The organism is Methylobacterium sp. D53M (assembly GCF_053345625.1).
In genome coordinates this window covers 50,995-68,457 of record NZ_JBKFAL010000002.1, presented here as the reverse complement: position 1 = coordinate 68,457, position 17,463 = coordinate 50,995, and the positions used below count along the sequence as shown (strand labels likewise).

Here is a 17,463-nt window from a genome sequence, read left to right as displayed (position 1 = left end):
GCGCGGCGCCGCCCGACGCAGCTGACGGCGAGGATCCCATGTTCGACGCGACCAAGATGCTCGCCGACGCCCTCGGCGAGCACCTGGCCCTGACCTACCAGCGGACCTTCGGCAGCCGGGAGCCGCGCTACGCCGAGATCATCGAGGCCGCGGCGCGCCTGACGATCGAGCGGATCGTCGGGAGCGACGCCCTCTACCATGACGGCGACCACACGGCCCTCGTCACCCTGGTCGCCCAGGACATCCTCCGCGGCCGCTTCCTGCAGCAGGGCATCACGCCCGAGGACTGGCTGCACATGATCCTGGCCGCCCTCTACCACGACATCGGCTACGTGCGCGGCGTCTGCGCCGGAGACCGGCTGCAGGCCTTCGTCATCGACGCGCAGGGCACGACCGTCAGCCTGCCCCGGGGCGCCTCTGACGCGGCGCTGGCACCCTACCACGTGGAGCGCTCGAAGCTGGCCGTGCAGGAGCGCTTCGGCACGCACGATCTCGTCGACGCGTCCCGGGTCATCCGGGCGATCGAGCTGACCCGCTTCCCGGTCCCCGAGGACGATTCCCATCGCGAGACCGGGACCGAGGCCGGCCTGCTGCGGGCGGCCGACCTGATCGGTCAGCTCGGCGACCCGCTCTACCCGCGCAAATTGAACGCCCTGTTCCACGAATTCGCCGAGATCGGCGTCAACGCGGAACTCGGCTACGACAGCCCGGCCGACCTCGCGGAGCGCTACCCGTCGTTCTTCTGGGGCAAGATCGAGCCCGTGATCGGGGACGCGATCCGGTTCCTCGACCTCACGGTCGAGGGGCGGGGCTGGGTCGCGAATCTCTACGCCCACGTCTTCGCCATCGAGCACGACCGCCGGCGCATGGGCCCGCATCCCGGGCCGGGCCCCCTCTGAGGCGGCGCGGCGGCCTCAGGCGGCCGCGACGAGCCTGGTCACGGCCCGGACCAGCTCCGCCGCCACGAAGGGCTTCTCCAAGATGGGCCGGCTCGCCTCGGCCGTGGCGCCGGTGACCCGCACGTCGCCGGTGGCGAACAGGTACGGCACGCCGAGGACGCCGAGACGCTCAGCGACCGGATAGACGCTGTTCCCGTCGCCCAGATTCACGTCGAGCACCGCGGCGTGGGGCGTCTGCTCGGCGATCAGGTCCAGGGCGAGATCCGCGCGCGGGACCGGGCCGATCACCTCGGCCCCGGCGCTGTGCAACCAGCGCTTGACCTCGCTGGCGATGAGATACTCGTCCTCGACGACGAGGACGCGGCACCCGGACAGGGGCGGAACAGCCTCGGGCACGATCCCCTCCCATCGGCGCGCGACGATCCGAGAATAACCGCGCGACACGACCGGAGGTTCGCGCCGTTCGCATGATCCGCCACGCACCCCGACGGCGCGGGACCGCGCCGGCCCGCGCGGCGGGTCGATCAGCCCCCTGGCCGAGCCGGGGCGTCGGGCGGGGCGTCGGGCGGGAAGAAGCGGTTGGCCGGCCGCGCGAGGCCGAGATGGTCGCGCAGCGTCGTCCCCGCGTAGTCCCGGCGGAACAGCCCGCGCCGCTGCAGCTCCGGCACCAGCCGGTCGACCACGTCGTCGAGACCCTCGGGCACGAACGGGAACATCACGTTGAAGCCGTCGCAGGCGCGGGTCTCCAGCCACTCCTCCATCCGGTCGGCCACCTGCGCGGGCGTGCCGACCATCTGCAGGCCGCCGTAGCCGCCGACCTTGCGGGCGAGTTCCCGCACGGTCGCGCCGGTGCGCCGGGCGTAGTCCACGATCTGGGCCTGCCCGCTCTTGCTGGCGTTGCTCTCGGGGAGCTCCGGGAGCGGCGCGTCGAGGGCGAAGCCGGTCGCGTCGACGCCGAGGCGGACCGAGAGGTTGGCGAGGCCGCTGTCGGGATGGACGAGGTCGTCGAGGCGCGCCTTCTTGGCCTGCGCCTCGTCCTCCGTCTCGCCCAGGACGATGAAGCAGCCGGGCAGGATCTTGAGCTGGTCCGGGTCGCGCCCCGCCGCCGGCATCCGGCCCTTCACGTCGGCGTAGAAGGCACGCGCCGCCTCCAGGGTCGAGGCCGCGCCGAACACCATCTCGGCGGTCTCGGCGGCGATCTGCTTGCCGGCCTCGGAGGCGCCGGCCTGGACGATCACCGGCCAGCCCTGCACCGGCCGGGCGACGTTGAGCGGGCCCTTCACCTTCAGGAAGTCGCCGCGGTGGTCGAGGACGCGCATCTTCGCCGGGTCGAAGAACAGGCCGCTCGCCGGATCCATCGTGAAGGCGTCGTCGGCGAAGGAATCCCACAGGCCGGTCACTACGTCGAAGAACTCGCGCGCCCGGGCGTAGCGGGTGGCGTGCTCCAGATGCGCGTCGCGGCCGAAGTTCAGGGCCTCGTCCGGGTTGCCGGAGGTGACGAGGTTCCAGCCGGCCCGCCCCTTCGAGATATGGTCGAGCGAGGCGAACTTGCGGGCGACGTGGTAGGGCTCGTTGTAGGTTGTCGACGCGGTGGCGATCAGGCCGATCCGATCGGTGAGCACGGCGAGCGCCGGCAGCAGGGTCAGCGGGTCGAACGACGTCACGGTGGCCGAGCGGCGGAGCGCCGCCACCGGCATGTTCATCACCGCGAGGTGGTCGGCCATGAAGAACGCGTCGAACTTCGCGGCCTCCAGCCGCCGGGCGAAGTGCGCTAGGTGCTCGAAGTTGAAGTTCGCGTCCGGATAGCCGCCCGGATAGCGCCACCACGCGGTGTGGATGCCGACCGGGCGCATGAAGGCGCCGAGATGCAGCTGGCGGTCCCGGCTCATCGCTGCCGTCTCCGGTCTCTCACGGATGCTTGTGGATCGGGTCGACCCAGTACACCGTCTCGGGCGCCTCGGCGGCCTCGACGTCGGGCAGGTTGACCACCACCGCCTCGTTGTCGGAGCGCACCAGCACGCAGTGCAGCGGCTCGTCGGTCGAGGCGTTGATCTCCTGGTGCGGCACGAAGGGCGGCACGAAGATGAAGTCGCCCGGCCCGGCCTCGGCGACGTATTCGAGCCGGTCGCCCCAGCGCATCCGGGCGCGGCCCGAGACCACGTAGATCACGCTCTCCAATGCGCCGTGATGGTGCACGCCGGTCTTGGCGTCGGGCTGGATCGCCACCGTGCCGGCCCAGATCTTCTGGGCGCCGACCCGGGCGGCGTTGATCGCGGCCTGCCGGTACATGCCGGGCGTCTGCGCGGTGTTGGCGTCGAGCCGGTCGCCGGGGATCACCCGAACGCCGTCGTGCTTCCAGCGCTCGGACGCCCCGTGATCGTGGGCGTGGCCATGATCGTGGCTGTGGCCGTGGTCGTCGCCGTGGTCGTGCATGTCGGGTCCTCCCGCGCCATCATTGCACGGCGGCGGCGGTTTGCGAGACGTTCGTGTCGAGGATCGCCTCGGCCCGCGGCGCGCGGGCCTTCGGGATCAGCCCGGCGCGGACGTAGAGATCGATGTTGCGCTGCTCGTCGGCGATCACGGACGCGTCGATCGGGACGGCCCGGTAGGCGGCGCGGCCGAACCAGCGCAGCGGCACCGCCTCCGGCAGGCCGATGAGCTTCGACCAGACGGACGCGTAGGGCGCCGGATCCTTCAGGGCCCAGGCCCGGGCGCGGGCGAGGCGCGCGCCGAAATCGGCGAGCAGCGCCCGCTTGGTCCGGATCGCGTCGTCGCTCGCCACCGCGAAGGTCAGGCCCGGGGTGATGCCGTTGCCGTCGCGGATCACCCGGACGAGGCCGGCGAGCTCCGCCGTGGAGGTGTAGGGCTCCCAGGTCGCCCAGGCGTCGACCGCCCCGGAGGCCAGCGCGATCTTGGCGTCGGCCGGCGTCAGGAAGCTGAAGGTCACGCTGTCGGCGGGCAGGCCCGCCTCCTCCAGCGCCGCCAGGACCACCTGATGGCCGATCGAGCCGCGGTTCGTCGCGACGCGCTTGCCCTTCAGGTCCGCCACGGTGCGGAGGGGCGATTCCTTGAGCACCAGGATCGCCAGCCCGTCCTGCCGGTTGCGGAAGGCCAGGAACGCCTTCACCGGCACCCCGGCGGCCGCCGCGAAGGTGAAGGGCGCGTCGCCGACGCCGCCCGCGTCGATCGCGCCGGCGTTCAGCGCCTCGAGCAGGGGCGCGGCCGCCGGGAACTCACTCCAGTCGAGCCGGTAGGGCAGCCCGTCGAGCACGCCGGCCGCCTCCATCAGCGCGCGGGCGTTGCCGCGCTGGTCGCCGACCCGCAGAACCTCCTGCGCGTGCGCCGGCCGGACCGCCAGGAGCGCCAGCAGGGCGAGGATGACGGCGCGCATCAGGCGGCCTCGGCGGCGTCGCGGCGCCCGAGGGCGGCCCGGACGGCGGGCAGCAGCGCCCGGCCGTACTGGAGCGCGTCCTCCAGCGGGTCGAAGCCGCGGATCAGGAAGGTCCGCACGCCCAGGTCGTGATAGTCGAGCAGGGCGTCGGCGACCTGCTCGGGGGTGCCGACCAGGGCGGTCGAGTTGCCCGCCGCCCCGGTCTCGGCCGCGATGGCGGTGAACAGGCGCTTGTCGTGGCGCGGCCCCGCGGCGGCGGCCGCGAGGAGCCGCCGGGAGCCCTCGTTCTGCGGCGTCGCCGCCGGGCCGAGGCCCTTGGCGGCCCGGACGGCCCGGGTCCGGGCCAGGATGTCCTCGGCGCGCTCCCAGGCCCGCGCCTCGGTCTCGGCGAGGATCGGCCGGATCGACAGGCTGAAGCGCGGCGCCCGCCCGTGGGCCGCGGCCGCCGCCCGCACCCGGCCGATCAGCTCGGCGACCTGGGCGTGGGTCTCGCCCCAGAGGGCGTAGGTGTCGGCGTGGCGGCCGGCCACCGCCAGCGCCGCCGGCGAGGCGCCGCCGAAATAGACCGGGATCGCGTTGACCGGCTTCACCTCGGAGAAGCCGCGCTCCACCCGGTAGTGATCGCCCGCGTAGTCGAACGGCTCCGCGGCGGTCCAGCTCTGCCGGACGATGTCGAGGAACTCCCGGGTGCGGGCGTAGCGCGCGTCCTTGGTGAGGTGGTCGCCGTCCTGGGCGAGTTCCCGGTCGTCGCCGCCGCTGATCACGTGGATCGCGACCCGGCCGCCGGTGAGCTGGTCGAGGGTCGCGAATTGCCGCGCCGCCACGGTGGGCGCCGTGAATCCGGTGCGGTGGGCGATCATCAGTCCCAGCCGCTCGGTCACGGCGGCGACCTGCCCGGCGAGCAGGAGCGCGTCCGGCGTGGTCGCGTGGAAGGCCACCAGCACACGGTCGAACCCGCCCCATTCGTGCGCCTGCGCCAGGAGCTTCAGGTAGTCGCGGTCGATGGACGGCCCCGCCGCCGGGTGGATCTCGGAGGTGTGGCGGGGGGCGACGAAGCCGATGAACTCGACGGCATCGGGGGGAAGCAGGCTCACGGTGCGATCTCCGGGTCGAGGGCGGGTTCAGGCGCCGAGGGCGGCCCTGCCGGCGGCGGCGCGGACGGCGTCCCCTTGCGGCCAGTGGATGCGCGCGCACAGGACGTCGCGCAGGTGCCGCTCCAGCGGGTTCGCCCGGGACAGGCCGGCGTTGCCGGACAGCTCCGCGGCGCGCTGGACCGCCGCGACGGCGTTCTCCGTGGCGGTGAGCTTCACGAAGCCGGACTCGCGCGGCGGCGGGGGATGTCCCGCATCGACCTCGGCGGCGAGCCCGGCGACGAGGCGCGCGTTGACGGCGAGCAGCCGCTCGTTCTCGCCGACCGCCTCGTGGAAGCGCGGCAGGCTCGCCAGCGGCGCCCCGAGGCTGCCGGGCCGGCGCGCCCGCAGGAAGCCGGTGAACCAGTCCTGCGCCGCCCGGGCCACGCCGTCGTAGAGGGCGGCGAGCAGGGTGCAGCTCCAGGCCTGCTGCCAGGGATCGGGCCCCGACCAGCCGCCCGGCGGCCGCAGGTCGACGGCGTGGTCCCCGGGGATCGGCACGTCCGTGAAGTGGACGTCGTGGCTGCCGGAGGCGCGCAGGCCGAGATGGTCCCAGGTCTCCGCGATGCGGATGCCCGGCGCGTCGAACGGCACCAGGACGGTGCCGGTGCGCGGCTCCGCCTCGTCGGTGCGGACGAAGACGAGGCCGTAGGCGAGCCCCGGCGCCCCGGTCGCGTAGATCTTGTGCCCGGAGATCAGCCAGCCCGCGCCGTCGCGGCGGGCGACCGTGGCCGGCAGGCCGCCCCGCGAGGGCGTCCCGAGTTCGGGCTCGACCCGCAGGGCGTTGATCAGCGCCCCCCGCGCCACCGCCGCCGCGCCGACCGCGTCGGCGAGCGCGCGCGGCCACGGGGTGTCGGGCCGGTGGATCAGCCCGTGCTGGAGGTACTGCATCGCCACGACCAGGGCGGTCGCCGGGTCGGCGGCGCCGAGCGCGCGCACCAGAGCGGCGGCCCGCGCGAGACCCGCACCGCCGCCGCCGAGACGCCGCGGCACGGTGACGGCCAGGAGCCCGGCCTCCCGGAGCGCCGCGAGGGAGTCGTGCGGGAAGGTCCCCGCGCGGTCGTGGTCGGCCGCGCGGGCGGCGAGCCGTCCGGCGAGGCTGCTGACGATGTCGGGGGGCGGGACGGCGACGGTCATGGGGTGTTCGGCGACGTGATCGGCGGGCGGCCGCGCGGCGCCATCCCGGGAGCCGCGATGGTCCGCCCGGACCCGGGTCGCGTCAACGGAATGCCGTTCCGAATATTCATGGATCGGCAGGAGGATGTTGCCGCGTCGTCGGACGGCGAAGGAGAACGTGTTTCCGCCCGCCGGAAACCGGAATCGATCGTTACCCGGTCATCGTTCGGGATCCCCTCATCGAGAGACAGACGAACGACGCCCCTCGCCGATGAGACGGGGCGCCTTGCGCTGTGCGACGGCGCCGATCCGTGAATGATCTTACCCGATCGCGCGAAAATAGAGGAAACGCTTTCGTTGACTCGGTCTTGCAGCGATCGAATACTCGGCACCCTGATCCTTCGACGGATCATTCCCGAAGACGAGGACGCCAGATCCGCCCGGTCGCGCCACCGGTGCGGTGACGCGCGCCGTTCCCGCCGCGCGGTCGCGCGGCCCGGAGACCCGAGATGACCGACGCGCGCTCCCGACCGGGCAGCCCCTCCTCCGATCCCTCGCCCTCCCGGCGGCGCCTGCTGCAGGTCGGCGCCGCGGCGGCCGCTCTGCCGCTCGGCCTCGGCATGGGCACCGGCCGCGCCTGGGCACCCGGACCGGGGGCGCCGTTCGACCCCGGCCCGCTCTGCCGACCCGCCGCCGCGGAGGCGCCCGCGGGCCCGCTCCGGACAGTCAAGCTGGCCTGGAACGCCACGGCCATCTGCACGGCGGCCGCGCCGCTCGCCAAGGAGCAGGGGATCTTCGCCCGGCACGGCCTCGACGTGGAGTTCGTCAATTTCGGCGGCTCGACCGAGGCCCTGCTGGAGGCGATCGCCACGGGCAAGGCCGATGCCGGGATCGGCATGGCCCTGCGCTGGCTCAAGCCCCTGGAACAGGGCTTCGACGTGAAGATCACCGCGGGGCTGCACGGCGGCTGCCTGCGGCTGCTCAGCGCCAAATCCTCCGGCATCGCCGACATCGCCGGGCTGAAGGGCAAGACGATCGCGATCAGCGACCAGGCGAGCCCGGCCAAGAACTTCTTCGGCCTGCTGCTCGCCAAGGCGGGGATCGACCCGGAGAGCGGGGTCGAGTGGCGGCAGTACCCGGCCGACCTGCTCAACCTCGCGGTGGAGAAGGGCGAGGCGCAGGCGCTGGCCGATTCCGACCCGCGGACCTGGATCTGGCTGAAGGACCCGCGCTTCACCGAGGTCGCCACCAACCTGTCGGGCGAGTTCGCCACCCGCACCTGCTGCGTCGTGGCCGCCCGCGGCAGCCTGATCCGGAACGACCGCGCGGTGGCGGCCGCGCTAACCCGGGCGATCCTGGAGGGCGGCCACGCCGTCCACCGGGATCCCGAGGCCGCCGCCCGGGCCTTCTCCGGCTACGGCGGCAAGGGCTCGATCGCGGATCTCGCCGCGATGCTGCGCAGCCAGCAGCACGGCGACAGCCCGGTCGGCGGCGATCTCAAGCAGCAGCTCGCGCTCTACGGGGACGAGCTGAAGCAGGTGAACGTCCTGCGGCGGTCCACCGACACGGCGAAGTTCGCCGAGCGGATCTACGCCGACGTGCTGAGCTGAGGCGCGCCATGTCCGGAAGCATCACCGCCGGCGTCGCCCCGCGGGCCGCCGCCCCGTCCCGAAGGCTGCCGCGGCCGCCCTGGCGGATCGTCCTCGCGGGGGGCGCCTGGCTCGCACTGGCCGGCGTGACCCTCGGCCTGCCCGAGGCGGACGACCTGCCCGAGACCGCGGCCTTCGCGTCCGGCGCGGCGGCGCTCGGCCTCGCCCTCCTGACGCTCGCGCCCCTGGCGACCCGCCTCGGCCCTCTCGGGTCGCGGCTACGGTACTGGAGCCCCTGGCTCACGGTGCTGGCGGTGGCGCTGCTGGTCTGGGAGGCGGTCACGGCGAAGTTCGCCCTGCTGCCGATGCCGTTCTTCCCGTCGCCCCAGGCGATCCTGGAGGTCTTCCTCGACGACTGGCCGAAGCTCGGCGGCAGCATCCTCAACTCCCTGATCCTCCTCTCCGGCGGCTACGCCATCGGGGCGGCGACCGGCTTCGTCCTGGGCGTCGCCATCGGCACCTTCCGGGCGGTGGGCTACTGGGCCCACCCGGTGCTGCGCTTCGTCGGGCCGCTGCCGGCCACGGCGTGGCTGCCCCTCGCCTTCTTCGTCTTCCCGTCCTCGTGGTCGGCCAGCACCTTCCTGGTGGCGCTGGCGACCGGCTTCCCGGTCACGGTGCTGACCTGGTCGGGGGTGGCGGGCGTCAACAAGGCCTATTTCGACGTGGCGCGGACGCTCGGCGCCTCGCGCGGCTTCCTGATCCTGCGCGTGGCGATCCCGGCGGCGCTGCCCCACGTCTTCGTCGGGCTGTTCATGGGCCTCGGCGGCTCCTTCGCGGTGCTGGTCGTCGCCGAGATGCTCGGCGTGAAGTCCGGCCTCGGCTGGTACCTCCAGTGGGCGCAGGGCTGGGCCGCCTACGCCAACATGTACGCGGCGCTGATCGTGATGGCGCTGATGTGCTCCTCCCTGATCACGCTGCTGTTCCGCCTGCGCGACCGCCTGCTCGCGTGGCAGAAGGGGCTGGTGCAATGGTAACCGCCGCGACCCTCGAGCGCCCCGCCGCCCAGAGCGCCGGGGCCCGCCTGGCGGTCGAGGCCGTCAGCCACGCCTTCGCGATCTGCGGGGCGCCCCTGCCGGTCCTCGACCGGGTGAGCCTGGACGTGGAGCCCGGCGGCTTCGTGGCGCTGCTCGGCCCCTCGGGCTGCGGCAAGTCCACCCTGCTGCGGCTCGTCGCCGGCCTGGAGCCGCCCGACCAGGGCGCGATCCGGGTCGACGGCGACCTCGTCGAGGGGCCGGACCCGTCCCGGCTCCTCGTCTTCCAGGACCCGACGCTCTATCCGTGGCGGACCGTGCGCGGCAACGTCGCCCTGGGGCTGGAGGCCCGCGGTGTCGGGCGGTCGCGGGCGGCCCTCGTCGACCAGGCGCTCGGGCTCGTCGGCCTCACGGGCTTCGCCGACGTCTACCCGCACCAGCTCTCCGGCGGCATGGCGCAGCGGGCGGCCCTCGCCCGGGCGCTCGTCAACGCGCCGCGGCTGCTGCTCCTCGACGAGCCGCTGGGCAAGCTCGACGCCCTGACGCGGCTCGCCATGCAGGCCGAGATCCTGCGGCTCTGGCAGGAGAAGCGCTTCACCGCGCTCCTCGTCACCCACGACGTCGAGGAGGCGCTGGTGCTGGCCGAGCGCGTGATCGTGCTCTCCGACCGCCCGGCCGCGATCCGGGCCGAGCTGCCCGTCGCGGCGCCCTATCCGCGCCACCGCGACGATGCCGAGATCGTGCGGCTGCGCCGGGAGATCCTGGGGATCCTCGGCCAGCCGACCTGACGGGTCGCCGCCTCAGCCCCGGGCGATCGACGGGGTCGCCCCGACGGTCGCCGCCCGCGGCTGGTGCCGTCCGATCCAGAAGACCAGGGCGCAGCCGACGCCGGTGAGCGCGCAAAGCGGCAGCAGGGCGACGGGGAAGCTGCCGGTCTGCTCGCGCAGCACGCCGATCAGCGAGGTGATCGCCCCGGTGCCGAGATGCGCCAGGGTGTTGATGGCCGCGATGCCGGCGGCCGTCTGGGCCGGCGGCAGCGTCTCCGTGGCGAGGGCGAAGAACGGGCCCTTGATCGCGTAGTTGCCGAGCAGAACCAGCGAGAGCAGGACCAGCGTCATCCAGAGCGAGCCCGTCAGCAGCGTCAGGGCGAAGCTCACCGAGGTCAGCGCCAGCGGCAGGGCCGTGCTCCAGATCCGCTCGCCGCTGCGGTCCGCCCGCAGGCCCCAGACGATCATGAAGACCGAGGCGATGCCGAACGGGATCATGTTCAGCAGGCCGGTCTGCAGGTTGCTGAGGCCGAACCCCTTGAGGATCTGCGGCATCCACAGCGACAGCGTGTTGCTGGTGGCGGAACTGCCCGCGTAGATCACGGCGAGCAGCCAGACTTGCCGGCTCGCGAGCACCGCCCAGACCGCCGCGAGGCCGTGAGCGTGGTGCCCGGCGCTCGCCTCTGCGGCGCGCCGCTCGGTCTCCAGCCGGTCCGTCAGCCAGCCGCGCTCCGCCGGGCTCAGGAAGGTCGCCTCGGCCGGCCGGCTCGGAAGCAGCGCGAGGGCGGCGACGCCGAGCAGGACGGCCGGGACCGCCTCCATGATCAGCAGCCACTGCCAGCCGCGCAGGGACGCGGCGCCATCGAGGGTGAGGAGCGCCGCCGAGAGCGGCGAGCCGAAGAAGCTGGAGAGCGGGATCGCGACCATGAACATCGCCACGATCCGCGCCCGGTAGGCCTTGGGGAACCAGTAGGTCAGGTACAGGATCACGCCGGGGAAGAACCCGGCCTCGGCCGCGCCGAGCAGGAAGCGGGCGGTGGCGAAGCTCAGCGGACCGGTGACGAAGGCCGAGCCGATGCCGACGAGCCCCCAGGTGATCATGATCCGCGCGATCCAGATCCGCGCGCCGACGCGCTCCATGGCGAGGTTGCTCGGCACCTCGAACAGGACGTAGGCGACGAAGAACAGGCCGCCGCCCAGGCCGAAGGCCGCGGCGGAGAGGCCGAGATCGTGGTTCATGGTCAGCGCCGCGAAGCCGACATTCACCCGGTCGACGTAGGCGATGAAGTAGCAGAGCACGAGGAAGGGGATCAGGCGCAGGCCGACCTTCCGCATCGTTCGGCTCTCGAAGGCGGCCGCGTCCGCCGCGTGTGGCGTGGTCGGTGTTGCCATGGTCCTGTCCTCGCTGGAATTCGGGCGGGCCCGCCTCGGCCTAGCGGTCGAAGCGGAAGAGTTCGGCGGGCGTCTCGGCCAGGACGATCCGGCGCTCGGCCGGGTCCGGCACCCAGGCGTCGAGGTCGCGCCGGGCCTCGGCGGGGCTGGCCTGGGTCTCGAACTGCGTGTGCGGCCAGTCGCTGCCCCAGAGCAGGCGCCGCGCCCCGAAGGCGCCGCGCAAGCGCTCGGCGGCCTGCACCGCCGTCTGCCGGCCGGCCTCGCCGCTGCCGATGCGGTAGGCGCCCGAGAGCTTGACCCAGACGCGGCCGGCGCGTCCGAAGCCGAGCAGGTCGGCGAAGCCCGGATCGGCGATGCCGAGGGCCGGGTCGATCCGGCCGAAATGATCGACCACCACGGGGACGCCCGCCGCGACCAGCGGCGGCAGCAGCCGCGCGAGGCGCCGCGCCTCGGCCTGGACCTCGATCTGCCAGCCGAGATCCGCCACGCGCGCGAGGTGGGCGCGCCAGACCGGGCCGGCGAAATCCGGGTCCGGCCGGCCGATCAGGTTGAGGCGCAGGCCGACGACGCCCTGCCCGGCGAGGTCGCGCAGGGTCGCGGTCTCGGCCTCCGGGGCCAGCACGGCGATGCCGCGCAGCCGCTCCGGCGCGGAGCGCAGGGCCGAGACCATGTAGCCGTTGTCGGTGCCGAGGAAGCTCGGCTGGATCAGCACGCCGCGGGCCATGCCGTTCCGGTCCAGCATGGCGCGGTAATCGGCGATGCTCGCGTCGTAGTCGGGGGCGTAGCGCCGGTCGCCCGTGAGGGTGAGAGAGCGGGTGAAGACGTGGGCGTGGGTGTCCACCGCAGCGACGCCGTCGTCGGCGGTCCCGGCCGCGCGGCCGCGGGCGGGAAGCGCGAGCGTGACGCCGCCCGCGAGCAGGGTGCGGCAGAAGTGGCGCCGGTTCATCGGATCATCTCACGGTCTGGGGGATCAGCGCGCCGCCGGGCTGCCGATCCGGCAGGAGCGCGACGGCGAGGAGGACGAGCCCGTAGGCGCCGAGGGCCGACAGGCCGATCGCCGGGCCGAGGCCGCAGATCTCGCTGAGCAGGCCGACGCCGAGGGGCAGCAGGCCGGAGGCGAGGCGGCCGGCGTTGTAGCAGAAGCCCATCCCGGTCCCGCGCAGCCCGTCCGGGAAGAGCTCGCTGAACAGCGCCGCGAGACTCGCGGGGATTCCGGCCGTGCAGAAGCCGAGGGGCGCCCCGAGGAGGAGCAGGCCCGTGCCGCCGACCGGCAGCAGCAGGTAGAGGACGACCAGGGCCATGCAGCCGGCGGCGTAGAGCGCCACGGTCCGGCGGCGGCCGAGCCGGTCCACGAGGCCGCCGGCGACGAGGCATCCCAGACCGAAGGCCGCGATGATGATGGCGAGGTAGAGCCCGGTCCCGAGGACCGAGGCGCCGCGCTCGACGCTCAGGTAGGTGGGCAGCCACGTGAACAGGGCGTGGAAGCCCCCGTGGGCGCCGAGGCCGAGCAGCGTCGCGAGCACCGTGATCCGGCGCAGGCCGGGCGCGAAGATCGCGAGCGATCCGGCCGGCGGCCCGGCCGTCCTTCCGACCGGCCGCGCGGGTTCCGGGACGGAGCGGCGGAGGTAGAGCAGGAGGAGTGCCGGCGCGAGGCCGCAGGCGAACAGGGCTCGCCAGGCCGTCTCCTGATCCAGCACCGAGAACGCCGCCGTGGACAGGAGCACGGCCGCGCCCCAGCCGAGCGCCCAGCCGCCCTGGACGGCGCCCAGCGCCCGGCCGCGGTGCTCGGGCCGGATCGCGTCCGCCATGAGCACGGCGCCGGCCGCCCACTCGGCGCCGAAGCCGATCCCCTGCAGCGCCTTCAGGGTCAGCAGCTGGGCGAAGCTCTGCGCGAAGGCCGCCAGGAAGGTCGCGACCGCGAACCACAGCACCGTGATCTGAAGGGCCCGGACGCGGCCGATCCGGTCCGCCGCGAGGCCGCCGAGCCAGCCGCCGATCGCCGCCGCCACGAGCGTGACCGCGCCGATCAGGCCGGCCTCCGAGCGGCTCAGGCCGAAGCTCGCGACCAGCGCGGGAATGGCGAGGCTGAACATCTGCACGTCCAGGGCGTCGAGCGACCACCCGCCCAGACAGGCCCAGAAGGTGCGACGCTCGACCGGACCGACCTCTCGGTACCAGCGGAACACGGGCTTTCCTCCGTCCTCCGAAGAGGACTAGTCATTTATATGAATAGATGAGCACGCGAGGGCTGGCACGTCAAGGCGCCCGCCTTTCAGCGTATGTCGACCTGATACCGGAAGTCCCGGGCGGCGCCGCGCGTCACCCGCCACTCGATCGGGCGGGCATCGAAGCCGAAGGCGAGGCGCTCGATGACGACGACCGGATCCCCGTCGGCGATCGCGAGGCGCCCCGCGTCGGTCGCGTCGGCGATGCCGACGGTCAGGGTCTCCTCGGCGCGGGCGACGATCTCGCCGCAGAGACGCTCGTAGGCGGGGTAGAGGAGGTCGCCGATCTGCGTCAGCGGGGCTTCGAGGAGCGGCGCGAACCGCGCGGCCGGCAGCCAGATCGTCTCGGACAGGATCGGGCGGCCCTGGAGGTGGCGTGTCCGGATCAGCCGGATCGCGTCGCCGCGCGCGTCCAGGCCGAGGGCCTCGCGGACGGTCGCGGGGGCCGGACAGGCCTCGCGCGACAGGATCCGCCCCTCCGGCACGGCCTGCGTGCCGTCCGGGCCGAGATGCCGGAAGAACCGGAACAGGGACCGGTCGAAGCGCGGCCGCCGCACGAAGGTGCCGCGGCCCTGCTGCCGCTCGACGAGGCCGTCGGCGACGAGGACGTCGATCGCCTTGCGCACGGTGCCGATGGCGACGCGGTGGGTCGCCGCCAGTTCCGCCTCCGTGGGGATCGGTTCGCCCGACCGCCAGACGTTGCGGGCGATCTGGAAGGCGATCTCGTCCCGCAGGCGCTGGTAGAGCGGCAAGCGGAGATCGGGCTGGGGTGCGGTCACGACGGTCATGTGTATGACTGTATGACTATCGCCGGCAGGCGCCAATGGGCGAAGGAGCGGTGCCGGCGCGCGCCGATCCCGTGGTCCACAGCGTCGCAGTACAGGACCCATTCGCCGGGCCGCGGGTTTCCGCCGGGATTTCCCGGGATCATGGTCCAGCGAGGCGCGGATGGTCGAATATCGTAAGTCTCGAGAGACCCGTCAGGGTCGGCGCGGCAGGCCGGTTCTTATCATGCTCCTCGTCAGTGTGGGGTTGATGGTCGCCGCCCTGGCCGGCCTGATGATCTGGCAGGGTGAGACCGCGCCGCCCGACTACGCCAGCCAGAGTCAGGCCGCCGCCCGCAAGGTCGTCACCGGCTCCGAGAGCGGGTCAATCAGCGCCCCGCCGGCCGGGACGCGATCCGCGCCCTGACCGACATCGACCGGCGCCGGCCGTTTCGATCGGTCCGCGCGGGGACAGGACCTCCCCCCGCGAGACGACCATCATGACGGTCGGCCCACAGCTCCAAGACGAGGGGCAATGCCCGGGCGCGGGCCGTTGTCGACGTCGAGTCGATGCCGGCTCTCCGCGACGGCGGCGACAGGGCAGATCGCGACAACGTCATCGCGGTCTCTGCGGGAGCCTCCACCGCAAGCCCGGCAAGACTTCGACGCCCCGCGCTTGATCCAGCCGGAGACCGCCTCATTTCGTCACGAGTCTCGAGCGCGACGGGAATCGCCTGAGGGTTCGGACCGCCTGCACCGCCCACCGCCTTCGACGTCCGGGCCCCGCGCGCCCGGCCGTCGCGCAACACCAAGGGGGACCACCCGATGAGCGAGACGATCGACAAGACGGACACGACGTCGTTTCACATGGCAGGCCAGTGTCCGTTCGGCGGCGACCGGATCGGCGGCGCCCACGGCAACCGGCCGACACTGGAGAACTGGTATCCCCATCGCCTGCGGGTGGAAGTGCTCCACCAGAACGGGCTGGCGGCCGATCCCCTGGGCCCGGATTTCGACTACGCGGCCGAGTTCGCCAAGATCGACTTCGACGCGCTCAAGCGCGACATCAAGCAGTTCCTGACCTCGTCCGTGGAGTGGTGGCCGTCCGACTACGGCAATTACGGCCCGCAGATGATCCGCATGGCCTGGCACTCGGCCGGCACCTACCGGATCGCCGACGGGCGCGGCGGCGCCGGCACCGGCATGCAGCGCTTCGCCCCGATCTCGAGCTGGTGGGACAACGGCAACACCGACAAGTCGCGGCGCCTCCTGCAGCCGATCAAGCACAAGTACGGCAACGCCCTGTCGTGGGCCGACCTCATGGTGCTCACCGGCAACTGCGCCCTCGAGATCATGGGCCTGCCGACCTACGGCTTCGCCGCCGGCCGCCTCGACGCCTGGGAGGCGGACGACGCGACCTACTGGGGACCGGAGGTCGTCGAGATGGGCTCGGTCTCGAGCTTCGACGACATGGTCAACCGCGACAAGCGCTGGCGGGGCAAGAACGGCGACGCCGATTACGACCTGGAGAACCCGCTGGCCGCCTCGCACCAGGCGCTGATCTACGTGAACCCGGAGGGCCCCTACGCCAGCGGCGATCCGCTGGCCTCCGCGCGCGACATCCGTATCACCTTCACCCGCATGGCGATGAACGACGAGGAGACCGTGGCGCTGATCGCGGGCGGCCACGCCTTCGGCAAGAGCCACGGCATGGTGCCGGCCAAGGAGATCGGGCCGCCGCCCGAGATGGCGCCGATGGAGGCGATGGGGCTGGGCTGGCACAACCCGAAGGGCACCGGCTCCGGCAAGGACACGATGACCAACGGCATCGAGGGCAGCTGGACCCCGGATCCGACGCAGTGGGACAACGCCTACCTGGAGAACCTCTTCAAGTTCGAGTGGGAGCAGACCAAGAGCCCGGCGGGCGCCCTGCAGTGGACGCCGAAGGATCCCGCCGCGCCGAAGACGCCGGACGCCCACGTCGCGGGGCAGATGCACCCGCTGATGATGATGACGTCCGACATCGCCCTGAAGGTCGACCCGGACTACCGCAAGGTCTGCGAGAAGTTCCTCAACGACTTCGACGCCTTCACCCAGGCCTTCTCCAAGGCGTGGTACAAGCTTACCCACCGCGACATGGGTCCGAAGCACCGCTACCTCGGCCCGGAGGTCGTGATCGAGGACGGGCTCCTGTGGCAGGACCCGCTGCCCGAGCAGGACTACGACCTCGTCGGCGAGGCGGAGATCGCCGCGCTGAAGCAGGCGATCTCCGGCACGGGCCTGTCGGTCTCGGATCTCGCCTTCACGGCCTTCTCGGCGGCCTCGACCTACCGCGATAGCGACAAGCGCGGCGGGGCCAACGGCGGCCGCCTCGCCCTCGCGCCGCAGAAGGACTGGGCCGTCAACCGGCGGGCCGCGCCCGTGATCGAGGCCCTGCGCGGCGTGATGGCGACCTTCAACGGCGGCCGCAGCGACGGCAAGAAGATCTCGCTGGCGGACCTGATCGTGCTGGGCGGCTGCGTCGCCGTGGAGAAGGCGGCTCGCGATGCCGGGGTCGAGACGCCGGTCCCGTTCACGCCGGGCCGGGTGGACACGACCCAGGCGCTCACCGACCTCGAGATGTTCGAGTGGCTGAAGCCGGTGGTGGACGGGTTCCGCAACTACGTCGACGACGGCTTCGGGCAGATGACGCGCAGCGTCTCGCCGGAGGAGATGTTCCTCGACAAGGCGAACCTGCTGACGCTGACGGCCCCGGAATGGACCGTCCTGACCGGCGGCCTGCGCGCACTCAACGCCAACCACGACGGGTCGAGCCGGGGCGTCCTGACCGACCGGGTCGGGGCGCTGACGACCGACTTCTTCCGCAACCTGACCGACGTCGATCTGATCTGGGAGAAGGCGGATGCGGAGGGGATGACCTTCGCGCTCAAGGACCGCGCGAGCGGGCAGACGAAGTTCGAGGCGACCCGCAGCGACCTCGTCTTCGGGTCGAACGCGCAGCTCCGGTCCATCGCCGACGCCTACGCGGGCAGCGACGGCCAGCGGCGCTTCGTGGCGGACTTCGTCAAGGCCTGGGACAAGGTCATGATGCTCGACCGCTTCGACGTGAAGGGTCACCGGCGTTACGGGCCGATGGCGGCCTGACGCCCGCCATCGGGA

Annotated in this window: 16 protein-coding genes; 6 read left to right on the top strand and 10 right to left on the bottom strand. The window is 72.9% G+C overall.

Annotated features, from left to right (window positions below; genetic code table 11):
• Positions 1-38: 38 nt before the first annotated feature.
• Entirely contained in the window at positions 39-899 is an 861-nt protein-coding gene (locus ACLBYG_RS04445) for a hypothetical protein (RefSeq protein ID WP_020091038.1), read from the top strand.
• Between the two features lie 15 nt (positions 900-914).
• On the opposite strand, the gene ACLBYG_RS04440 is transcribed toward ACLBYG_RS04445, so the two are convergent.
• The 6 genes from ACLBYG_RS04440 to ACLBYG_RS04415 all read right to left on the bottom strand — a co-directional run bounded on the left by ACLBYG_RS04440 (position 915) and on the right by ACLBYG_RS04415 (position 6,557).
• On the bottom strand, positions 915-1,295 hold the full coding sequence (locus ACLBYG_RS04440; protein WP_447680721.1) for a response regulator: 381 nt from the start codon (positions 1,293-1,295) through the stop codon (positions 915-917).
• Positions 1,296-1,423: 128 nt separating this feature from the next.
• A complete protein-coding gene (locus ACLBYG_RS04435; RefSeq protein ID WP_447680720.1) occupies positions 1,424-2,788 on the bottom strand; it encodes an LLM class flavin-dependent oxidoreductase in 1,365 nt (454 codons plus the stop codon).
• A 19-nt stretch (positions 2,789-2,807) separates the two neighbouring features.
• Positions 2,808-3,332 carry a cupin domain-containing protein gene (locus ACLBYG_RS04430; RefSeq protein ID WP_447680719.1) on the bottom strand — a complete coding sequence of 175 codons (525 nt, stop codon included), beginning with the start codon at positions 3,330-3,332 and terminating at the stop codon, positions 2,808-2,810.
• Positions 3,333-3,351: 19 nt separating this feature from the next.
• Positions 3,352-4,290, bottom strand: coding sequence for an ABC transporter substrate-binding protein (locus tag ACLBYG_RS04425; protein ID WP_447680718.1), 939 nt, complete (start codon positions 4,288-4,290; stop codon positions 3,352-3,354).
• Positions 4,290-5,384 carry an LLM class flavin-dependent oxidoreductase gene (locus ACLBYG_RS04420; protein ID WP_447680717.1) on the bottom strand — a complete coding sequence of 365 codons (1,095 nt, stop codon included), beginning with the start codon at positions 5,382-5,384 and terminating at the stop codon, positions 4,290-4,292. Before ACLBYG_RS04420 ends, ACLBYG_RS04425 begins: the two co-directional genes overlap by 1 nt.
• Positions 5,385-5,411: 27 nt before the next feature.
• Positions 5,412-6,557: an acyl-CoA dehydrogenase family protein gene (locus ACLBYG_RS04415; RefSeq protein WP_447680716.1), complete on the bottom strand. Its 1,146-nt coding sequence runs from the start codon at positions 6,555-6,557 to the stop codon at positions 5,412-5,414.
• Between the two features lie 488 nt (positions 6,558-7,045).
• Here ACLBYG_RS04415 and ACLBYG_RS04410 point away from each other — a divergent pair, with 488 nt between their 5' ends.
• Genes ACLBYG_RS04410 through ACLBYG_RS04400 form a run of 3 tightly spaced genes read left to right on the top strand, consistent with a single transcriptional unit; the run spans position 7,046 to position 9,944 of the window.
• A complete protein-coding gene (locus tag ACLBYG_RS04410; RefSeq protein ID WP_447680715.1) occupies positions 7,046-8,146 on the top strand; it encodes an ABC transporter substrate-binding protein in 1,101 nt (366 codons plus the stop codon).
• An 8-nt stretch (positions 8,147-8,154) separates the two neighbouring features.
• Positions 8,155-9,159 carry an ABC transporter permease gene (locus ACLBYG_RS04405; protein WP_091977921.1) on the top strand — a complete coding sequence of 335 codons (1,005 nt, stop codon included), beginning with the start codon at positions 8,155-8,157 and terminating at the stop codon, positions 9,157-9,159.
• The gene (locus tag ACLBYG_RS04400; RefSeq protein ID WP_447680714.1) at positions 9,153-9,944 is read left to right on the top strand and encodes an ABC transporter ATP-binding protein; all 792 of its coding nucleotides are present in this window, start codon (positions 9,153-9,155) and stop codon (positions 9,942-9,944) included. The genes ACLBYG_RS04405 and ACLBYG_RS04400 overlap by 7 nt, the downstream gene beginning before the upstream one ends.
• Before the next feature lie 12 nt (positions 9,945-9,956).
• Here ACLBYG_RS04400 and ACLBYG_RS04395 read toward each other — a convergent pair whose 3' ends face one another.
• From ACLBYG_RS04395 to ACLBYG_RS04380, 4 genes are all read right to left on the bottom strand, one after another.
• Positions 9,957-11,315 carry an MFS transporter gene (locus tag ACLBYG_RS04395; protein ID WP_056522792.1) on the bottom strand — a complete coding sequence of 453 codons (1,359 nt, stop codon included), beginning with the start codon at positions 11,313-11,315 and terminating at the stop codon, positions 9,957-9,959.
• Between the two features lie 40 nt (positions 11,316-11,355).
• On the bottom strand, positions 11,356-12,261 hold the full coding sequence (locus tag ACLBYG_RS04390; protein ID WP_447680713.1) for an amidohydrolase family protein: 906 nt from the start codon (positions 12,259-12,261) through the stop codon (positions 11,356-11,358).
• A gap of 4 nt (positions 12,262-12,265) precedes the next feature.
• Positions 12,266-13,501 (bottom strand): MFS transporter, encoded by a 1,236-nt coding sequence (locus ACLBYG_RS04385; RefSeq protein ID WP_447680712.1) that lies wholly within the window; start codon positions 13,499-13,501, stop codon positions 12,266-12,268.
• 86 nt (positions 13,502-13,587) lie between these two features.
• Positions 13,588-14,328, bottom strand: coding sequence for a GntR family transcriptional regulator (locus ACLBYG_RS04380; RefSeq protein WP_447680711.1), 741 nt, complete (start codon positions 14,326-14,328; stop codon positions 13,588-13,590).
• Positions 14,329-14,551: 223 nt separating this feature from the next.
• On the opposite strand from ACLBYG_RS04380, the gene ACLBYG_RS04375 reads away from it, so the two are divergent.
• Both ACLBYG_RS04375 and katG read left to right on the top strand, forming a co-directional pair.
• Positions 14,552-14,731: a hypothetical protein gene (locus tag ACLBYG_RS04375; RefSeq protein ID WP_331300160.1), complete on the top strand. Its 180-nt coding sequence runs from the start codon at positions 14,552-14,554 to the stop codon at positions 14,729-14,731.
• Between the two features lie 398 nt (positions 14,732-15,129).
• A complete protein-coding gene (gene katG / locus ACLBYG_RS04370; protein ID WP_447680710.1) occupies positions 15,130-17,448 on the top strand; it encodes a catalase/peroxidase HPI in 2,319 nt (772 codons plus the stop codon).
• Positions 17,449-17,463: the final 15 nt, after the last annotated feature.